Annotated in this window: 14 protein-coding genes; 9 read left to right on the forward strand and 5 right to left on the reverse strand. The window is 70.3% G+C overall.

All coding sequences use genetic code 11. The annotated features are described in order from the left end of the window. Nucleotides 1-15 precede the first annotated feature (15 nt). On the reverse strand, nt 16-1,299 hold the full coding sequence (locus ACZ69M_RS28020; RefSeq protein WP_470054058.1) for a PucR family transcriptional regulator: 1,284 nt from the start codon (nt 1,297-1,299) through the stop codon (nt 16-18). A gap of 163 nt (nt 1,300-1,462) precedes the next feature. Here ACZ69M_RS28020 and ACZ69M_RS28025 point away from each other — a divergent pair, with 163 nt between their 5' ends. The 3 genes from ACZ69M_RS28025 to ACZ69M_RS28035 all read left to right on the forward strand — a co-directional run bounded on the left by ACZ69M_RS28025 (nt 1,463) and on the right by ACZ69M_RS28035 (nt 4,430). Further along, nucleotides 1,463-2,389 carry a proline dehydrogenase family protein gene (locus tag ACZ69M_RS28025; protein WP_470054060.1) on the forward strand — a complete coding sequence of 309 codons (927 nt, stop codon included), beginning with the start codon at nt 1,463-1,465 and terminating at the stop codon, nt 2,387-2,389. A gap of 49 nt (nt 2,390-2,438) precedes the next feature. Further along, entirely contained in the window at nt 2,439-4,070 is a 1,632-nt protein-coding gene (gene pruA, locus ACZ69M_RS28030) for an L-glutamate gamma-semialdehyde dehydrogenase (protein ID WP_470054062.1), read from the forward strand. Nucleotides 4,071-4,184: 114 nt separating this feature from the next. Continuing rightward, nucleotides 4,185-4,430: an alpha/beta fold hydrolase gene (locus ACZ69M_RS28035; RefSeq protein WP_470054064.1), complete on the forward strand. Its 246-nt coding sequence runs from the start codon at nt 4,185-4,187 to the stop codon at nt 4,428-4,430. 218 nt (nt 4,431-4,648) lie between these two features. On the opposite strand, the gene ACZ69M_RS28040 is transcribed toward ACZ69M_RS28035, so the two are convergent. Together ACZ69M_RS28040 and ACZ69M_RS28045 are read right to left on the reverse strand one after the other, a co-directional pair. Then, nucleotides 4,649-4,855 (reverse strand): DUF5988 family protein, encoded by a 207-nt coding sequence (locus tag ACZ69M_RS28040; RefSeq protein WP_054234564.1) that lies wholly within the window; start codon nt 4,853-4,855, stop codon nt 4,649-4,651. 156 nt (nt 4,856-5,011) lie between these two features. Next, nucleotides 5,012-6,946, reverse strand: coding sequence for a glycoside hydrolase family 97 protein (locus tag ACZ69M_RS28045; protein ID WP_470054066.1), 1,935 nt, complete (start codon nt 6,944-6,946; stop codon nt 5,012-5,014). 117 nt (nt 6,947-7,063) lie between these two features. Here ACZ69M_RS28045 and ACZ69M_RS28050 point away from each other — a divergent pair, with 117 nt between their 5' ends. Further along, complete coding sequence (locus tag ACZ69M_RS28050; protein ID WP_470054067.1) at nt 7,064-7,234, forward strand: hypothetical protein; 171 nt, start codon at nt 7,064-7,066, stop codon at nt 7,232-7,234. Between the two features lie 240 nt (nt 7,235-7,474). Then, nucleotides 7,475-7,603: a hypothetical protein gene (locus tag ACZ69M_RS28055; protein ID WP_352049372.1), complete on the forward strand. Its 129-nt coding sequence runs from the start codon at nt 7,475-7,477 to the stop codon at nt 7,601-7,603. A 108-nt stretch (nt 7,604-7,711) separates the two neighbouring features. On the opposite strand, the gene ACZ69M_RS28060 is transcribed toward ACZ69M_RS28055, so the two are convergent. After that, on the reverse strand, nt 7,712-9,280 hold the full coding sequence (locus tag ACZ69M_RS28060; RefSeq protein WP_470054069.1) for a purple acid phosphatase family protein: 1,569 nt from the start codon (nt 9,278-9,280) through the stop codon (nt 7,712-7,714). A gap of 142 nt (nt 9,281-9,422) precedes the next feature. On the opposite strand from ACZ69M_RS28060, the gene ACZ69M_RS28065 reads away from it, so the two are divergent. From ACZ69M_RS28065 to ACZ69M_RS28080, 4 genes are all read left to right on the forward strand, one after another. Beyond that, nucleotides 9,423-10,466, forward strand: a complete 1,044-nt coding sequence (locus tag ACZ69M_RS28065) for a 3-isopropylmalate dehydrogenase (protein WP_054234560.1) — start codon at nt 9,423-9,425, stop codon at nt 10,464-10,466. A gap of 265 nt (nt 10,467-10,731) precedes the next feature. Continuing rightward, nucleotides 10,732-11,820, forward strand: coding sequence for a branched-chain amino acid aminotransferase (locus tag ACZ69M_RS28070; protein WP_470054072.1), 1,089 nt, complete (start codon nt 10,732-10,734; stop codon nt 11,818-11,820). Nucleotides 11,821-12,204: 384 nt separating this feature from the next. Then, nucleotides 12,205-13,275 carry a hypothetical protein gene (locus ACZ69M_RS28075; RefSeq protein ID WP_470054074.1) on the forward strand — a complete coding sequence of 357 codons (1,071 nt, stop codon included), beginning with the start codon at nt 12,205-12,207 and terminating at the stop codon, nt 13,273-13,275. Nucleotides 13,276-13,289: 14 nt separating this feature from the next. Continuing rightward, nucleotides 13,290-14,672, forward strand: a complete 1,383-nt coding sequence (locus tag ACZ69M_RS28080) for a KamA family radical SAM protein (RefSeq protein ID WP_470054076.1) — start codon at nt 13,290-13,292, stop codon at nt 14,670-14,672. Here ACZ69M_RS28080 and ACZ69M_RS28085 read toward each other — a convergent pair. Then, nucleotides 14,619-16,052, reverse strand: a complete 1,434-nt coding sequence (locus tag ACZ69M_RS28085) for a cytosine permease (protein WP_470054078.1) — start codon at nt 16,050-16,052, stop codon at nt 14,619-14,621. The genes ACZ69M_RS28080 and ACZ69M_RS28085 overlap by 54 nt on opposite strands. Nucleotides 16,053-16,176 lie beyond the last annotated feature (124 nt).

The following is a 16,176-nucleotide window of genomic DNA, read 5'->3' on the forward strand; positions in this document are numbered from 1 at the left end:
GCAGGGCCACCGTCGTTACAGTCGCGCCCCCTTCAACGCCATGTGCAGCAGCAGGCGGTCCTCGCCGTCGTCCAGGTCGAGGCCGGTCAGCTGCTCGACGCGGGACAGGCGGTAGTAGAGGGTCTGCCGGTGGATGCCCAACTCCGCCGCCGTGCGCCCCGCCTGACCCGCGCAGTCGAGGAACACCTCGGCGGTGCGGGCGAGTTCGCGGTGCGCGGGGGAGAGGAGGGTGCGGACGACCGGGTCGTGGGCCGCCTCCGGGGGCAGGGCCGTGAGGAGACGGAACGGGCCGATGGAGGCCCACTCGGCGACCGGGCCGAGGCGCGGCTCCGCGAGGACCGCGCGGGCGGCGGCGGACGCCTCCTGCCAGGCCGCCCCCAGCTCGGCGAGACCCACCCGGGCCCCCGCGACGCCGGCGGCCACGGTCGTCCCGGCACCCTTCGCCGTTCCCTGCGCACCCCCGCGCTCCCCGTCCGCCTCCCGTACGAAGCGGGTCGCCGCCGTGAGTGCCGGAGTCAGTACGTCCGCCGAGCGCAGCCGTACGAGAAGGGCCAGGCTCTGGCCGGTGGCCCCCCACGGCACCGTGCACAGCGCGGTCGCGCCCGGCACCGTACGGACCGAAGGGGCGTCGTCCGGGTCGGCGGAGGGCCAGGGGGCGACGCACACCACCGCGTGCAGGCCGTCGCCGCGCGGGCCGAGGGCGGTGCGCAGCTCGGCCACCGCCATGTCCCGCTGCCAGCCGCGCTCGGCGGTCAGGACCGCCCGCAGCTCGCGGGTGAGGTCCGCGCCCGCCTGTGCCTCGTCCGCGAGCAGATCGCCGATGCGGGCGGCGACCTCCATCGCCGCGGAGAGCTGCGCCTCGGACGGGCCGGGGTCGTCCTCCAGCAGCCAGACATAGCCGAGGACGACACCCCGATGGCGTACCGGCAGACAGATCCGGCCCCGGTACACGCCCGCCTCCGGGGTGGGCGGGATGTGTACGGGGGCCGTCGCGCGCGTGATGCCGAAGCCCTCGAACCAGGTGCGGACCGCCGCCGTGGAGCGACGGGTGAGGATCGAGCGGGTCCGCACGGGGTCCAGGGCCGACGGGTCGAGCTCGCCCTCGCTGTCGTAGGCGCCGAAGGCGATCAGCTCGAAGTCCCGGTTCTCCAGCGTCGCGGGCACGCCGAGGAGCGCCGAGATCTCGTCGACCAGCTCCTGATAGCCGCCGTGGTCGCCACGGTGATCTCGGTGCTCCCGGTGATCCCGGGGCTCTCTGTGATCCCTGTGTTCGTCGCTCACCCGGGCATTCTCCCGCAATTCCGCAGCCCTTCATACATCTGTCTGAGATCCAGGGCACGGATGCGTGACAGCTGTCGATGGCTCAGGATCGGAGGGATCCTTAGGTTTCACGGTGGTTCTCCGTGCCGTACCCGAATGGTCGGGATACGGCCTTCTGCTCGCCTTGTTGTGGAGGTGCCCCGTGCTGGGTCCCGTGATTCTCGCCGCGTCGCGCAGCGACCGGATGCGCCGCTTCGTGTCGGCGGCGCCCGGCACCAAGCAGGTGGTCGCCCGTTTCATCGCCGGTGAGAGCGTCGACCAGGTCGTTCCGGTCGTCCGGGACGCCGTCGCCAAGGGTCTGGAAGTCACCCTCGACGTCGTCGGCGAGGACATCACCACCCGCGAGCAGGCCTTCGCCGCCCGGGACGCGTACCTGGAGCTCATCGAGCACCTGAAGGAGCTGGACCTCGGCACCAAGGCCGAGATGTCGATCAAGCTGTCGATGTTCGGGCAGGCCCTGGAGGGCGGCCACGAGCTGGCCCTCGCCAACGTGCGCCCCGTCGTCGAGGCCGCCGCCGCCATCGGCACCACCGTCACCCTGGACGCCGAGGACCACACCACCCTCGACTCGATGTTCGCCATCCACGAGGAGCTGCGGAAGGACTTCCCGCAGACCGGCTGCGTCATCCAGGCCTACCTGTACCGCACCGAGGCCGACGCCCGCCGCCTCGCCGCGAGCGGCAGCCGCGTCCGCCTGGTGAAGGGCGCCTACAAGGAGCCCGCCGAGGTCGCGTACCAGGACAAGGCCGAGACCGACAAGGCGTACGTCCGTGTCCTGCGCGTCCTGATGGAGGGCGAGGGGTACCCGATGATCGGGTCCCACGACCCGCGCCTCATCTCCATAGCCCAGGAGCTGGCGCGCAAGGCCGGGCGCAAGCTGGACGAGTACGAGTTCCAGATGCTGTACGGCATCCGTGGCGAGGAGCACCTGCGGCTCGCCGCCGAGGGCCACCGCATGCGGGTGTACACCGCGTACGGCACCGACTGGTACGGCTACTTCATGCGCCGCCTGGCCGAGAAGCCGGCCAACCTCCTCTTCTTCGCCCGCTCGATCCTCACCAAGGGCTGATCCACGGGCCGAGCCCGAACCACCCGCTCATAAAGGAGTTACGGAAATCATGGACGCTGTGACCCAGGTCCCCACCCCCGTCAACGAGCCGGTGCACGGCTACGCCCCCGGTTCGCCCGAGCGCGCCCGCCTGGAGGCCAAGCTCAAGGAGCTGGCGGAGAACCCGATCGAGCTGTCGATGACCATCGGCGGTGAGAAGCGGCTCGGCGGCGGTGAGCGCTTCGAGGTCGTGCAGCCGCACAACCACAAGGCCGTCATCGGCACCGGCGCGCACGCCACCCAGCAGGACGCGCAGGACGCCATCGACGCGGCCCTCGCCGCCGCGCCCGCCTGGCGCGCGATGTCCTTCGACGACCGCGCCGCGATCATCCTGCGCGCCGCCGAGCTGCTGGCCGGCCCCTGGCGCGAGACGCTGGCCGCCTCCACCATGCTCGGCCAGTCGAAGACCGCCCAGCAGGCCGAGATCGACACCCCCTGCGAGCTCGTCGACTTCTGGCGCTTCAACGTCCACTACGCCCGCCAGATCCTCGCCGAGCAGCCGCCGGCGAACTCCCCGGGCGTGTGGAACCGCATGGACCACCGTCCGCTGGAGGGCTTCGTCTACGCGATCACGCCCTTCAACTTCACGGCGATCGCGGGCAACCTGCCCACCGCTCCGGCGCTCATGGGCAACGTCGTCGTGTGGAAGCCGTCCCCGACACAGACCCACGCCGCCGTGCTGCTGATGCGGCTCCTGGAGGAGGCGGGCCTGCCCAAGGGCGTCATCAACCTCGTCACCGGCGACGGCATCGAGGTCTCCAAGGTCGCCCTGGAGCACCGCGACCTCGCCGGCATCCACTTCACCGGCTCGACCAAGACCTTCCAGTACCTGTGGAAGACGGTCGGCAACAACATCGAGAAGTACCGCTCCTACCCGCGTCTGGTCGGCGAGACCGGCGGCAAGGACTTCGTGGTCGCCCACCCGTCGGCGGACCGCGCGGTCCTCAAGACCGCCCTGACCCGCGGTTCCTTCGAGTACCAGGGCCAGAAGTGCTCGGCGAGCTCCCGCGCCTACATCCCGGCCTCCATCTGGAACTCCGGTTTCAAGGAGGAGTTCGCGGCCGAGGTCGACTACCTGACCATGGGTGACGTCACCGACCTGTCGAACTTCATCGGCGCGGTCATCGACGAGCGCGCGTTCGCCAAGAACAAGGCGGCCATCGACCGCGCGAAGGCCGACCCGACCTGCACGATCGTCGCGGGCGGCTCGTACGACGACTCGGTCGGCTACTTCGTGCGCCCGACCGTCGTCGAGTGCTCGGACCCGGAGAACGAGGTCTTCACGACCGAGTACTTCGGCCCCTTCCTCGCCGTGCACGTCTACGAGGACGACAAGTACGACGAGATGCTGACCCAGATGGAGTCGGCGTCCGACTACGCGCTCACCGGCGCGGTCATCTCCGGCGACCGCGCGGCGGCCGCGTACACGATGGAGAAGCTCCGCTACGCCGCGGGCAACTTCTACATCAACGACAAGTCGACCGGTGCCGTCGTCGGCCAGCAGCCCTTCGGCGGCGGCCGTGCCTCCGGCACCAACGACAAGGCGGGCGCCCCGCAGAACCTGATGCGCTGGACGCTGACCCGCGCCATCAAGGAGACCCTGGTCCCGCCGACCGACTACGCGTACCCGCACATGGGCTGATCAGCCCTACCGAACCCGGGCCGGGAAGCCCGACCCCCCGAGCAGGCTTCCCGGCCCGTCTCCATGTCCGGGCGTCTGCGGGCAGAATTTCCCCATGGCCCCGGCCTGTGGGACATGTTCGAGGACGTGGCCGGATCACTGACGGACCGGGCCGCCGTCCACCGCTGGGACCAGCGCGGTCGCGGACGGCCGGGGCCGTGCGCCGGGCCCTGGACGAGCGAGCGGTTCGTCGCCGACCTGGAGGCCGTACGGCGGCACTTCGGGCTGGAGCGGATGACGCTTCTCGGCCATTCGTGGGGTCGGACCCGACTCCGACTGGTTCGACGGTTTCAGGGCGAACCTCGTCGCCCGGCTCGGTGAGCGCCCCGAACGCCTGGCCCGCTGGCGTGAGTTGACGGGCCGTCCGGTACGCCCCGAGGCGGCGGAACGGGAGCGTGCGGTGCTGCAGTGGTCCGCCGAGTTCGTGGACCGGCCTTCGACGCCGAGCGGGGAAGGACCCGAGGACCCGAGGGGTTTTCGGGAGGCGGTGACGGCGGCGTTGCGGTGAGCCGCCGTCCCTCGCCGCGGCGGAGGTGGCGTTACCCGGCGAACTCCGTCCGCTCCCACCACTCGTACACGGGCAGCCTGCCCTCCGGAGTGTCCGCCTGCCGTGGGGTCGCCCTGAAGTGTTCGTATCCACCGCGCAGCTCGATCTTCACGTCCGTTCCAGGGGGCGGGACCGGGACGATCCGCTCGGGCAGATCGTCCGGGCCGCCCTCGAGCAGTGCTTTGGTCGTGTCGCTCATGACGTCACCGTTCCCCCTGCCGGAGCCCGATGTCGCATGCCGCGCGGAGGATCAGTCGTGTGGGCGATCCGCCGCTCAGCCGTCGGCGGTCGCCGTGCACGAACGGCTCCCCCGACCCCGTTCGGGGCCAGGGGAGCGGTGGGTGGCTTCGGCGGGTCAGTTCTCGCAGGTCGTACGGCCTTCGTGGGCGCGACAGGCGAGCGCCGCGAAGCCGCCGTCCGCCACGACGGGTACGGCCAGCGTGCTGTCGCCCCGGACGACGTGCGTCTCGCGCACCAGGCCCGACGGACCGTCCGTCAGGGTCTCCACCAGCCAGCGGCCCGCACCCAGCCGCAGCGGTACGTCGACCGTGCGGGCCGCGCCCGTGAACGTGCCGCCGATGAACCACCGGCCGTCGGCGGCGCGCCGGGCGAGGACCGCCGAGCGGCCCGGATCGCCGGTCAGCAGCCGGGTCTCCTCCCAGCGGGCGGGAAGCTGCTCCAGATAGCGGCGGGCCTCGGGCCGCGCGTCGTAGGACTCCGGGGTGCCGGAGAGGTTCTGGATCCCGGACTCGTACAGGACGCTCAGGCCCAGCTCACCGGCGTCCGAGGCGACGTTCGGACGGTACGGGCGGTGGAAGGCGCCCGGGGTGAAGTCCATGGAGCCGATGACATTGCGGGTGAAGGGGAGCGAGGCCAGCTGCTCCGCCGTGTTGTTGCGCTTCTCCTCGCCGCCGACCCCCTCCATCGACATGACCTGCGGCCAGGTGCGCTGGATGCCCTTGGGGATCGTCGAGCCGTGGAAGTTCACCATGAGGTGGTGGCGGGCCGTGGACTCCAGCACGTCGTCGTACCAGCGCATCCGCTCCTGGGACTCCGAGTCCATGAAGTCGATCTTCACGCCCTTGACGCCCCAGCGCGCCAGCGTGGAAAGCCACTTCTCGCGCTCGACGGGATCGGTGAGCAGGCTGTAGTGCAGCCAGACGTGGATGCCCACGCCCTTGGCCGCCGCGTAGCGCACCAGCTCCGGCATCCAGCTGTCCGTCTGCCACTGGGGATCGATCACGTCCCAGGCGTCGGTCTTGAAGTACCAGCCCGCGTCCACCACTTCGTACGGCCAACCGCGCTCGGCCGCGTAGTCCACGTACTTCTCCTGCGCGGCCAGGCTCTGCCCCGCCTCCTTGCCGCCCGCCAGCCAGGTCCACAGCGCCGGGCCCGGCTTGATCCAGGAGGTGTCGCGGACCCGGGACGCCGGGGCGAGGTCGTCGACGAAGGTCGACTGGGTGACGGTCGCGAGATCACCGGTGATGATCGCGCGCCAGGGGGTGGTGAGCGGGCCTGTCGTCAGGATCGGCTCGTCGTTCCAGAGACTCAGCCCGTACGTCGACGAGTCCGCGGTGTGCGTCAGGTGGGCCCCCGCGTAGGTGCCGTCGACGTCCGACTCGGCGATCAGGGCGTAGTCGCCGTCGGCGGCGGCGCCGTTGCCCCCGTCCGTCCTGAACAGGCCCTGCATCATGTACGCGCCCGCCGGCACCGCCGCCGCGGAGTCGTAGCGGGTGAAGCGGAGCTCGTTGTCGGCGCGGTAGCCGCCGAGGAGGGCGTTCGCGCCGGTGGGGAGGGTGAAGGCGGAGGCCTCGCGCAGTACGTTGCCGTGATTCCGCGGCAGGACGTAGCGGTAGGCGACGCCGTCGCGGGCGACCCGTGTCACCAGGTCGAGCCGGGCGCCGTCGGCGGTGCGGAAGCGGAAGCGGGCCTCGGTCATGCGGGCGACACGGTCGCGGGACTTGCCGGTCGGGCTCGTGTAGTGCTCGGTGATCGTGCGCTGGGAGCGTCCGGTGAGGGTCAACCCCCGGGAGAAGTCGGTCTGTTCGGTGACCAGGCCGAGGGGGGAGGGCTCCAGGACCGTTCTGCCCTCGCGTCTCACGGCGAGCGTGGGATGTCCGTCGGTCCGATCGAGCGCGACGACCGCCGTCGGGGAGCCGTGCGGCCCCTTCACCTCCCAGGCGGCCCGCGCCGTCTCCTCGGCGCGGGCGGGGAGCGCCGCCACCGCCGTGGCGAGCAGGGTGGAACAGAGCGTCAACACGATGGTGCGGGCCCGTAACTGGACCGACATCAGGAACCCTCCTTCTCGCAGTCATCTCCTGTAGTCATCCGATGATTGTGAGAGTGAAGGTGCACAATGTGCCTGTCAAGGCGTACGACCGCATCAGAGGTAGGATCAATTCTCTCCATGCTCGGGCTCGCGGTCACCACCGCAGCCTGCGCGCTGTTCACGCGGGGGACGCCGGTCGCGGTGATCGCGGTCGTCGCGGTGCTCTCCGGTGTCGCCCGTTCGGTCGGCCTCAGCGGCCGGCGGCCGGCGATGCCGCGCGCACTGTTGTCCCAGCTCAGAGCCGTGTGACCCAATCCACCGTCTCAGATAGTAGGAAGTCCGAGTAACTGTGGAGACAGATGCCCCTTCCTCGCTTAGTTTTGTAGGAGCCGAACGTCTCGCTAGACCCAGCGAATGGCGGTCGTGAGCCGGAGCCCCTGGCAGGCAACCCCTGCGGCACCGCTCCCCGCCCCCGGCGTCTCGTATCCCTCATCGCACTTCCGGTGGTCCCATGCGGGCCGCTTCCCGGAGGTAAGGAGTCGATTCATCATGGCCGAGACGACCGTCCGCCGAGTCCGCCACGTTTCCCGTACGAGCGAGTCCGACCGCAGGAACGCGGCAGCCGCGCTCCAGCGCGCCCTCGACCGCAGGGACAACGGCGGCGAGACGGGTCACTGACCCGCCCGCACCGCACCACCCCTTTACCGGGAGCCGCACCCGCACGGGGTGCGGTGCGGGGTCCACGCCCCGTGCCGCACCTCGGAGCACTCAGCCGCCGCCGTGCGCTCAGCCATCGCGCCGCACCTCGAAGTGGTCGATGCGCCTGCCGCTCTCCGCGAGCGCCGACACCTTGAGCCGGGGCGTCGTGCCCGCCTCCGCCTCCACCGAGAGGAAGGAGAAGCCGGCGTACCGCACCCGGGACCACTCCACCGTCTCCCGCTGCTGGTCCTGCGACTTGGTCCAGTGGAAGCTGTTCACGGACTCGTGGCGGGCGACGTGCCCCTCGTAGCTGTCCTTCACGCCCGACGGGAAGCCGTACAGATCCTTGCCGCCGCCGCCCGCGGTGACGTAGACGATCCCGTCCCGTGTCGGGTCAGTCGAGCCGCCCACCGGCACCGCACGGCCCACCGCACCCTTCTTGACGGCGTCCGTCCGCTCGTACACGTGGTTGTGCCCGTTGATCACCAGGTCCACCTGGTGCTTGGCGAACAGCGGCAGCCACGCCGCGCGCACCCCGCCGTCGGAGGCGTGCGCGGACGTCGAATAGGCGCAGTGGTGGAAGAAGACCACGATGAAGTCCACCGCCGCCGAGGAGCGCAGCTCGCCCAGCTTCCTGTCCAGCCACGTCGTCTGCTTCCCGCCCGTGTAGCCCTGGTTGGCGGGAATCTCGTACGACACGTCGTTCGCGTCCAGTGCCACGACGCCGACGTTGCCGTACGTGAAGGAGTAGACGCCCGGTGCCGTCCGCGGGTCGAAGCCGCTGTCCGGGAGGGAGAAGCGGGCCGCCTGGCCGCCGTAGCCGTCCGGCGAGTACCAGGCCTCCATGTCGTGGTTGCCGGTCGTCACCATCCACGGCACCGACTTCGCCACCGGCTCGGTCTGCTTGAGGAACAGGTCCCAGTACCCGGGGTCGAACCCGTCCGACTTCTTGCCGCGCCCGGTCCCGTCCGCGTAGCAGATGTCACCCGCGTGGAGGTGGAAGGCGGGCTTCTGACGCAGCAGCACCTTGTCGTTGGCGAGCGCGGCCGAGCTGACGCCCTGGTCGCCGAAGGCGGTGAACACGAACTTCTCCGGGTTCACGGGCGCCGTGCGGAAGGAGCCGACGGTCGAGCTGTGCGCCGGTGAGGCCGGGTCGAAGCCGTCGTGGCCGACGCCGTAGTAGTACGTCGTGCCGGGCCGCAGACCGTCCAGGGCCGCGTGCACGTAGTACTGGTCCAGTGCCAGCCGTACGCCCGCGACCCCCGGCGTGTGCAGCGCGCGGACCTCGGCCCCGACCTTCCGGCTCAGCTGTCCGGGATGCGTGCCCACCCGCAGATACGGCCTCCGGACCGCGAGCGGTACCTGCCAGGAGACCCGCATCTGGGTCTTCGGGTCGGCGCCGAAGGCGAGGTGACGGCCGAACGGGGTGACCACGGAACCGTGCACCTGCCCGGTGACGCTCGTGCCCGGGGCGGAGCCGCGCGTCACCGTCCCCGACGGGGACGAGCAGCCGGCCAGCAGCCCGCCGCTCGCGAACGCACCCGCCGACACCAGGGCGCGGCGCCGCGTGAGCTTCGTACGCAGGTACTCGTACTGCTCCGCCATGCTCATCCGGCTCGCGAGCTGCTGCGGAATGCCGAAGTCGGGAATGTCCATGCTGCTGAACTTCCCAGCATGTCCCAACGCCCGCCATACGTACGGGTGAACGCACGTCGACGAAACGGTCCGCGACACCCCGAGGCAGTCCGGATGGCGGACACCCCGTGTCATTCCATGGGACACGGAGTACGGTGCCTTCATGTCTCGCAGCATCAATCTCGCAGTGATCCCCGGTGACGGCATCGGCCAGGAGGTCGTGGCCCAGGGGCTGAAGGTGCTCTCCGCCGTCCTTCCGCAGGATGTGAAGCTGGAGACCAAGGAGTTCGACTTCGGGGCCAAGCGCTACCACGCCACCGGTGAGACCCTCACCGAGGCAGACCTCGACGCCCTCAAGCAGCACGACGCGATCCTGCTCGGCGCGATCGGTGACCCCTCGGTCCCGTCCGGCGTCCTGGAGCGCGGCTTCCTGCTCAAGCTCCGCTTCGCCTTCGACCACCACGTCAACCTGCGTCCGTCGAAGCTCCTTCCGGGTGTCGCCACCCCGCTGGCCGGCCAGCCGGAGATCGACTTCGTCGTGGTCCGCGAGGGCACCGAGGGCCCGTACACGGGCAACGGCGGCACGATCCGCAAGGGCACCGAGCACGAGGTTGCCACCGAGGTCTCCGTCAACACGGCGTTCGGTGTGGAGAGGGTGGTGCGCGACGCGTTCGCCCGCGCCCAGGCCCGCCCGCGCAAGAAGCTGACGCTGGTCCACAAGAACAACGTGCTGACCTTCGCGGGTCACCTCTGGACGAACGTGTTCAACAAGGTGGCCGAGGAGTTCCCCGAGGTCACCACGGACTACATCCACGTGGACGCCGCGACGATCTACCTCGTCACGGACCCCGCGCGTTTCGACGTGATCGTCACCGACAACCTCTTCGGCGACATCATCACCGACCTCGCCGCGGCCGTCTCCGGCGGCATCGGCGTCGCCGCGAGCGGGAACATCAACCCCTCCGGCGAATTCCCCTCGATGTTCGAGCCCGTGCACGGTTCGGCGCCCGACATCGCAGGCCAGGGCAAGGCCGACCCCAGCGCCACCGTCCTGTCCGTCGCCCTCCTGCTGCGCCACCTCGGCTACGAGGCCGAGGCCGCCCGCATCGAGGACGCCGTCTCGGCCGACCTCGCCGAGCGCGTGGGCAAGCCCGCCCGCAGCACCGAGGAAATCGGCGACGCGCTCGCCGTACGAGTAGCCGGCTGACCCGCCGCGCCACTTACGTCTCGTAGGAGCCGCCGGGTCGCATCCGCACCCGGCGGCTTTTCCTATGCCCTCGCCGGGTGCCACCATCAACAACCCCTGGGCAACCCCTGGGCCGTCTTCACCCCGTTTCGTCCACGGCTTCGCGCGCGCGATAATCGAACGCGGAGCCGCGGGAATGAGGGAATGCTCGGACGTCCTAGTACTGGCCACTGGCAGTACAGGCGTGAGCGCGGCCCGTCACACACAACCGGTGAAGGACAACCACATGACGACGCCCACGATCGAGCTCAAGCCCTCTTCGCAGCCCCGCTCCGCGGCGGACCGCGAGGCGATCCTCGCCAACCCCGGGTTCGGCCGCCACTTCACCGACCACATGGTGACGATCAAGTGGACCGAGGGCCGCGGCTGGCACGACGGCCAGCTCGTCCCGTACGGCCCGCTCTCCCTCGACCCCGCGAACATGACCCTGCACTACGCGCAGGAGATCTTCGAGGGCCTCAAGGCCTACCGCCAGCCCGACGGTTCCGTCGCCACCTTCCGCCCGGACAAGAACGCCCGGCGCTTCCAGGCCTCCGCCCGCCGGCTCGGCATGCCGGAGCTGCCCGTGGAGACGTTCATCGAGGCCTGTGACGTGCTGGTCCAGCAGGACCGCGACTGGGTCCCGGCGCACGGCGGCGAGGAGTCCCTCTACCTGCGCCCGTTCATGATCGCGACCGAGGTCGGCCTGGGCGTGAAGCCCGCCAACGAGTACCTCTTCCTGGTCATCGCCTCCCCGGCAGGCGCCTACTTCCCAGGCGGAGTCAAGCCCGTCTCCATCTGGGTCTCCGAGGACCACGTCCGCGCCGTGCCCGGCGGCATGGGCGACGCCAAGACCGGCGGCAACTACGCCGCCTCCCTCCTCGCCCAGGCCGAGGCCGCCGCCAAGGGCTGCGCCCAGGTCTGCTACCTCGACGCGGTCGAGCACAAGTGGGTCGAGGAACTCGGCGGCATGAACCTGTACTTCGTGTACGGCGACAAGATCATCACCCCGTCCCTGACCGGTTCCATCCTGGAGGGCGTCACCCGCGACTCCCTCCTCTCCGTCGCCCGCGACCTCGGCTACACCTCCGAGGAGGGCCGCGTCTCCATCGACCAGTGGCAGCGTGACACGGAGAACGGCACCCTGACGGAGGTCTTCGCCTGCGGCACCGCCGCCGTCATCACCCCCGTCGGCACGATCAAGCGCGCCGGCGGCGAGTGGCAGCAGTCCGGCGGCGAACCCGGCGGGGTCACCCTGAAGCTGCGCGAGGCGCTCCTCGACATCCAGCGCGGCATCAGCGAGGACAAGCACGGCTGGATGCACCCGCTGGGCTAGGCCCTGTCGTCGAATTCCCGTCTGCCCCGCGACGCCCTGCACGCGCCCCCGAGTTCTCGGCTTCACTCGAACAGGGAGGGACCCCCTTCGCCGCACCGGGCGCAGACCCAGGTACATCCAGTACGAGGGCCTGTGCCCGGCACGCCGAGAGCACGCACCTGACGCCGCAGGGCCCGCCCTTTGGGCGGACGACGGGAATGTGATGACGGGAATGTGACGACAGGTCCCAGGACGACCCTCCCGCCGGCCCCTCTCTCCCCAACAGGAGTGCGGGGACCGGCGGTTCGTTCGACGCGTAGCCGCTCCGTGACACGGGTATCCACAGATTCCACGGGGGAGCGTGCCGCCCTCCCGTGTGCCCGCACGGCCACGGAGGGAGCGCAGGTGAGCGCAGGGTCGCCGATACCACGACTGCGCTGGCTGCTGCGCACCTTACGCACCCCGCGCCGCCCCCAGAGCCTCACCGTCCTCCTCCTGCTCGCCGCCGTCGCAGCCCTCCTCCTCTGGAGCAGCTCGCGGATGGACAACTACGAGGAGAACCTCACCCTCAACCTGGGCACCGACATCGTCGGCGTCGTCGTCACCGTCTTCGTGATCGGCCCGCTGATCAGCCGCGCCCAGGAGGGCCGGGTCCGCGAACACACCCGGCTGGACTACGAGTGGTTCAGCGCCCAGGTCTACGGCTCGACCTCGAACGTGAAGGTCCTCGACACCTTCTCCAACGTGTTCGGCCCGCAGTTCTCCGAGCGCCTCTTCCGCGGCATCAAGGCGGCCACCGGGCACGGCGCCCGCGTGCAGATCCTCCTCCTCGACCCCGACTCCCTCGCGGTCATCCTGCGCGGCCGTGAACTGGGCGAGCAGAGCGCCGACATCCGCCGCGACATCATGCGCAACCTGCGCACGCTGGACCGGTTCGCGCTCCGGCTCGACGAGAACGCCCGTCAGCTCCTCGAAGTACGCCTCTGCTCCACCTCCCCCGGCGTGACCCTCTACCGCTGGGACGAGCGCTCCCTGGTCTCCTTCCTGACCGTCGGGCGTCTGTCCGGCGAGGGAGTCCAGCTGGAGGTCGCCGTCCACTCCCCGCTCGGCACCTTCGTCGAACAACGCTTCGACGAACTGTGGCAGCAGAGCAAGCCGATGGAGCGATTCACCCATCTGCCGCTGACCCTCGTCGACGCGACCGACGGCCGCCGGGCGTTCAGCTGCCGCTTCGTCTACGTGGACGACTGCCTGTACGTCGCCGGACACGACCTCGTGTCGTACATGGCCCGCCACCGCCTTGATCAACTCTCCGCCTACAGCGATGCCTTGACCGCGTCCGGCGCGCACGAGCTGATCGTCGTGGACGACGAGAGCGAGCTGCACGGGCTGCTCATGCAGCGCTTCGCGGAGAAGTACGATGCGTCGGCGGGCGCCTTCGTCGAGTTGCGGCCGTCGGTCCTGGTCAGGGAATAGAGGCACCGGCACACATGAGTTCAGCGCTCCACCCCGCTCAGCCCGCGAGACCCGGCTCCGCGCACCTGAGCCTCCGGTCCCCGGACACCAGCTCCCGGTCTTCGCACCCGAGCCCCCGCTTCCGCGCCTTCACACCCCGTGACCTGGACGGTCTGCTGCGGCGCGTGTCCCTGCCGCCCGCCGAGCGACTCGCCCTGCGGGCCGTGGCGGCCGTTCTGCCGTTCCGTACGAACACCTATGTGGTCGACGAGCTGATCGACTGGTCGGCCGTGCCCGACGACCCGATCTTCCGGCTGACGTTCCCGCAGGCCGAGATGCTGCCCGAGCCCGACCTCAGGCAGATGGCGGAGCTGCTGGCGCGGGACGCCCCGAAGGCCGACGTCCTGCGCGCGGCCCACGAGATCCGGATGAAGCTCAACCCGCATCCCTCCGGCCAGCTCGACGCCAACGTCCCCGTGCACGAGGGGCGGCGCCTCACCGGCCTCCAGCACAAGTACCCGGAGACGGTGCTGATCTTCCCGCGCCAGGGCCAGACCTGCCACGCCTACTGCACGTACTGCTTCCGCTGGCCCCAGTTCGTCGGCGAGTCCGACCTGCGCATCGCCACCGACGACATCGCCACCACTTCCGCCTTTCTGCGCGCCCACCCGGAGGTCACCAGCGCGCTCATCACGGGCGGCGACCCGATGGTGATGAGCACCGAGGTGCTGCGCCGCTATGTCGAACCGCTCCTGGAGATCGAGTCGGTCCGGTCGATCCGCATCGGCACCAAGTCGCTCGCCTTCTGGCCGTACCGTTTCCTCACCGACCGCGACGCCGACGACGTGCTGCGCCTCTTCGAGAAGGTCGTCGCGAGCGGCCGTCACCTCGCGCTGATGGCCCACTTCACCCATCCCCAGGAGCTGCGACCCCCGGTGGTGCGGGAGGCGATGCGCCGGGTGCGTGACACGGGTGCCGTGATCCGCTGTCAGGGGCCGCTGGTCAGGGGCATCAACGACAGTGCCGAGGCGTGGGCCGGGCTGTGGAACGAGACGACAGCGCTGGGGGCGGTGCCCTACTACCAGTTCGTGGAGCGGGACACCGGCCCGCAGGGCTACTTCGGGGTGCCGCTCGCCCGCGGTCACCAGATCTTCCGTGACGCCTACGCCCAGGTGTCAGGCCTCGCGCGGACCGTGCGCGGCCCGGTCATGTCGGCGATGCCGGGCAAGGTGTGCGTGGACGGGATCACGGAGGTGGCCGGTGAGAAGGTCTTCGTGCTCCACCTCATCCAGGCCCGCGACCCGGAGCTGGTGGGCCGCCCGTTCTTCGCCGTGTACGACGAGAACGCCACCTGGTTCAGCGACCTAAAGCCCGCTTTCGGCGCGAGCCAGTTCCTGCCCGGCCTCGATCCGGTGTGAGGCCCGCTTCGGTGAGAGGGCCATGTAGACGAGGCCGCCGACCAGGCCCGACAGGACGAAGCTGCAGTCCACTCCTCCGGTGAGGGACAGCAGCGGTCCCTGGTACGACGGGAGGGAGACGGCGAGGAGGCCGGCGAACGCGCCCAGTGCCCAGGCCACCGTCGCCTGGACGTTCCAGCCGGCTCGGTACCAGTAGATTCCGCCCCGGGAGCGGCGGTTGAAGACCTGGAGGGCGTCCGGGTCGTAGATTCCGCGGCAGTGGGCGAAGCCGATCAGGGTGATGACCGCCCACGGAGTGCCGATGGCGGTCAGGAGAAGGACGAAGGACGTCATCGCGGACTGCGCGTTCCAGGCGTAGTGGCCGACGAAGACACAGACGGTGGCGACGACGGCGACCGTGAGGGTGGCCCGGGCGCGCGAGGCCTTCGGCAGGATCGCGTCCAGGTCCAGGCCCATGGAGTACAGCATCAGGCCCGCGTTGCCGACCGACCCCGCGGAGGCGGCGAGCAGCAGCGGGACCAGGTACCAGGTGGGGGAGGCGGAGACCAGCGGCCCCGCGTAGTCGAGGGCCGCGCGGGCGGCGTACGCCGTGAAGGTGCCGAAGAGCTGCGGCACCAGCAGCCCGGCGATCAGGCCCAGCCAGGTGGCGTGCAGGACCTTGCGGGAGGAGTGCCGGGACGGGGAGATGTAGCGCGTGTAGTCGCCGAGCAGGGTGATGAACGCGATCGGTCCGGACAGGCCCGCCGCGACCGCCGCCAGCAGCCAGGTCGGCCAGAACGAGCCCAGCAGATAGCCGCCGGCGTCCGGGAGCGCGGCGGTGGTGAAGTGCGGCGCGTACGCGAGCACACCGAGCGCGAGGAGCGCGGTCATCCCGACCGCGAGGACCCGGGACATCGCGAGCAGCACGCGGTAGCCGTACACCGCGCCCGCGACGGTGGCGGCGGCGAGGACGGCGTACACGACGGCGTACGACAGTCCGTTCGCCGGCAGCCCGAACAGGCGGCCGAGCACGCTCACCATCACATCGCCGCCGATCCAGACGGTCAGCGCGGTGTAGCCGAGGGCGAGCAGCAGCCCGACGACCGAGCCGACCAGCCGTCCGCGCACCCCGAACTGGGCGCCGGAGGAGGTGGAGAGGTTCGTCGCCGTGCGCAGCGACACCAGCGCGAGCGGCGCGGTGAGCGCCGTGCCGATCACCGTGCCCGCCACGATCGCGCTCACCGACGACCACCAGTCGAGCCCGAAGGAGGGGGGCAGCCAGCCGAAGATGATCACGCCGAGACAGAGGTTCGACCCCAGCAGGATCGAGACGAGGTCCTTGGGCCCGCTGGTCCGTTCCTCGTCGGGGATGGTGTCGACTCCGCGCTGTTCGATCGGCATGGCTGGTCTCCTTCGACGGCCGCCTGAGAGTTAGAGCGACGTTCAATGTCTGTGACCAGATTCTGGATGTCAATGTTTCCGTTCCATGAATCTCATGTTTAGAGTGGTGCTCTAAATCGAGGAA

This window comes from Streptomyces sp. NPDC107454 (genome assembly GCF_055582885.1).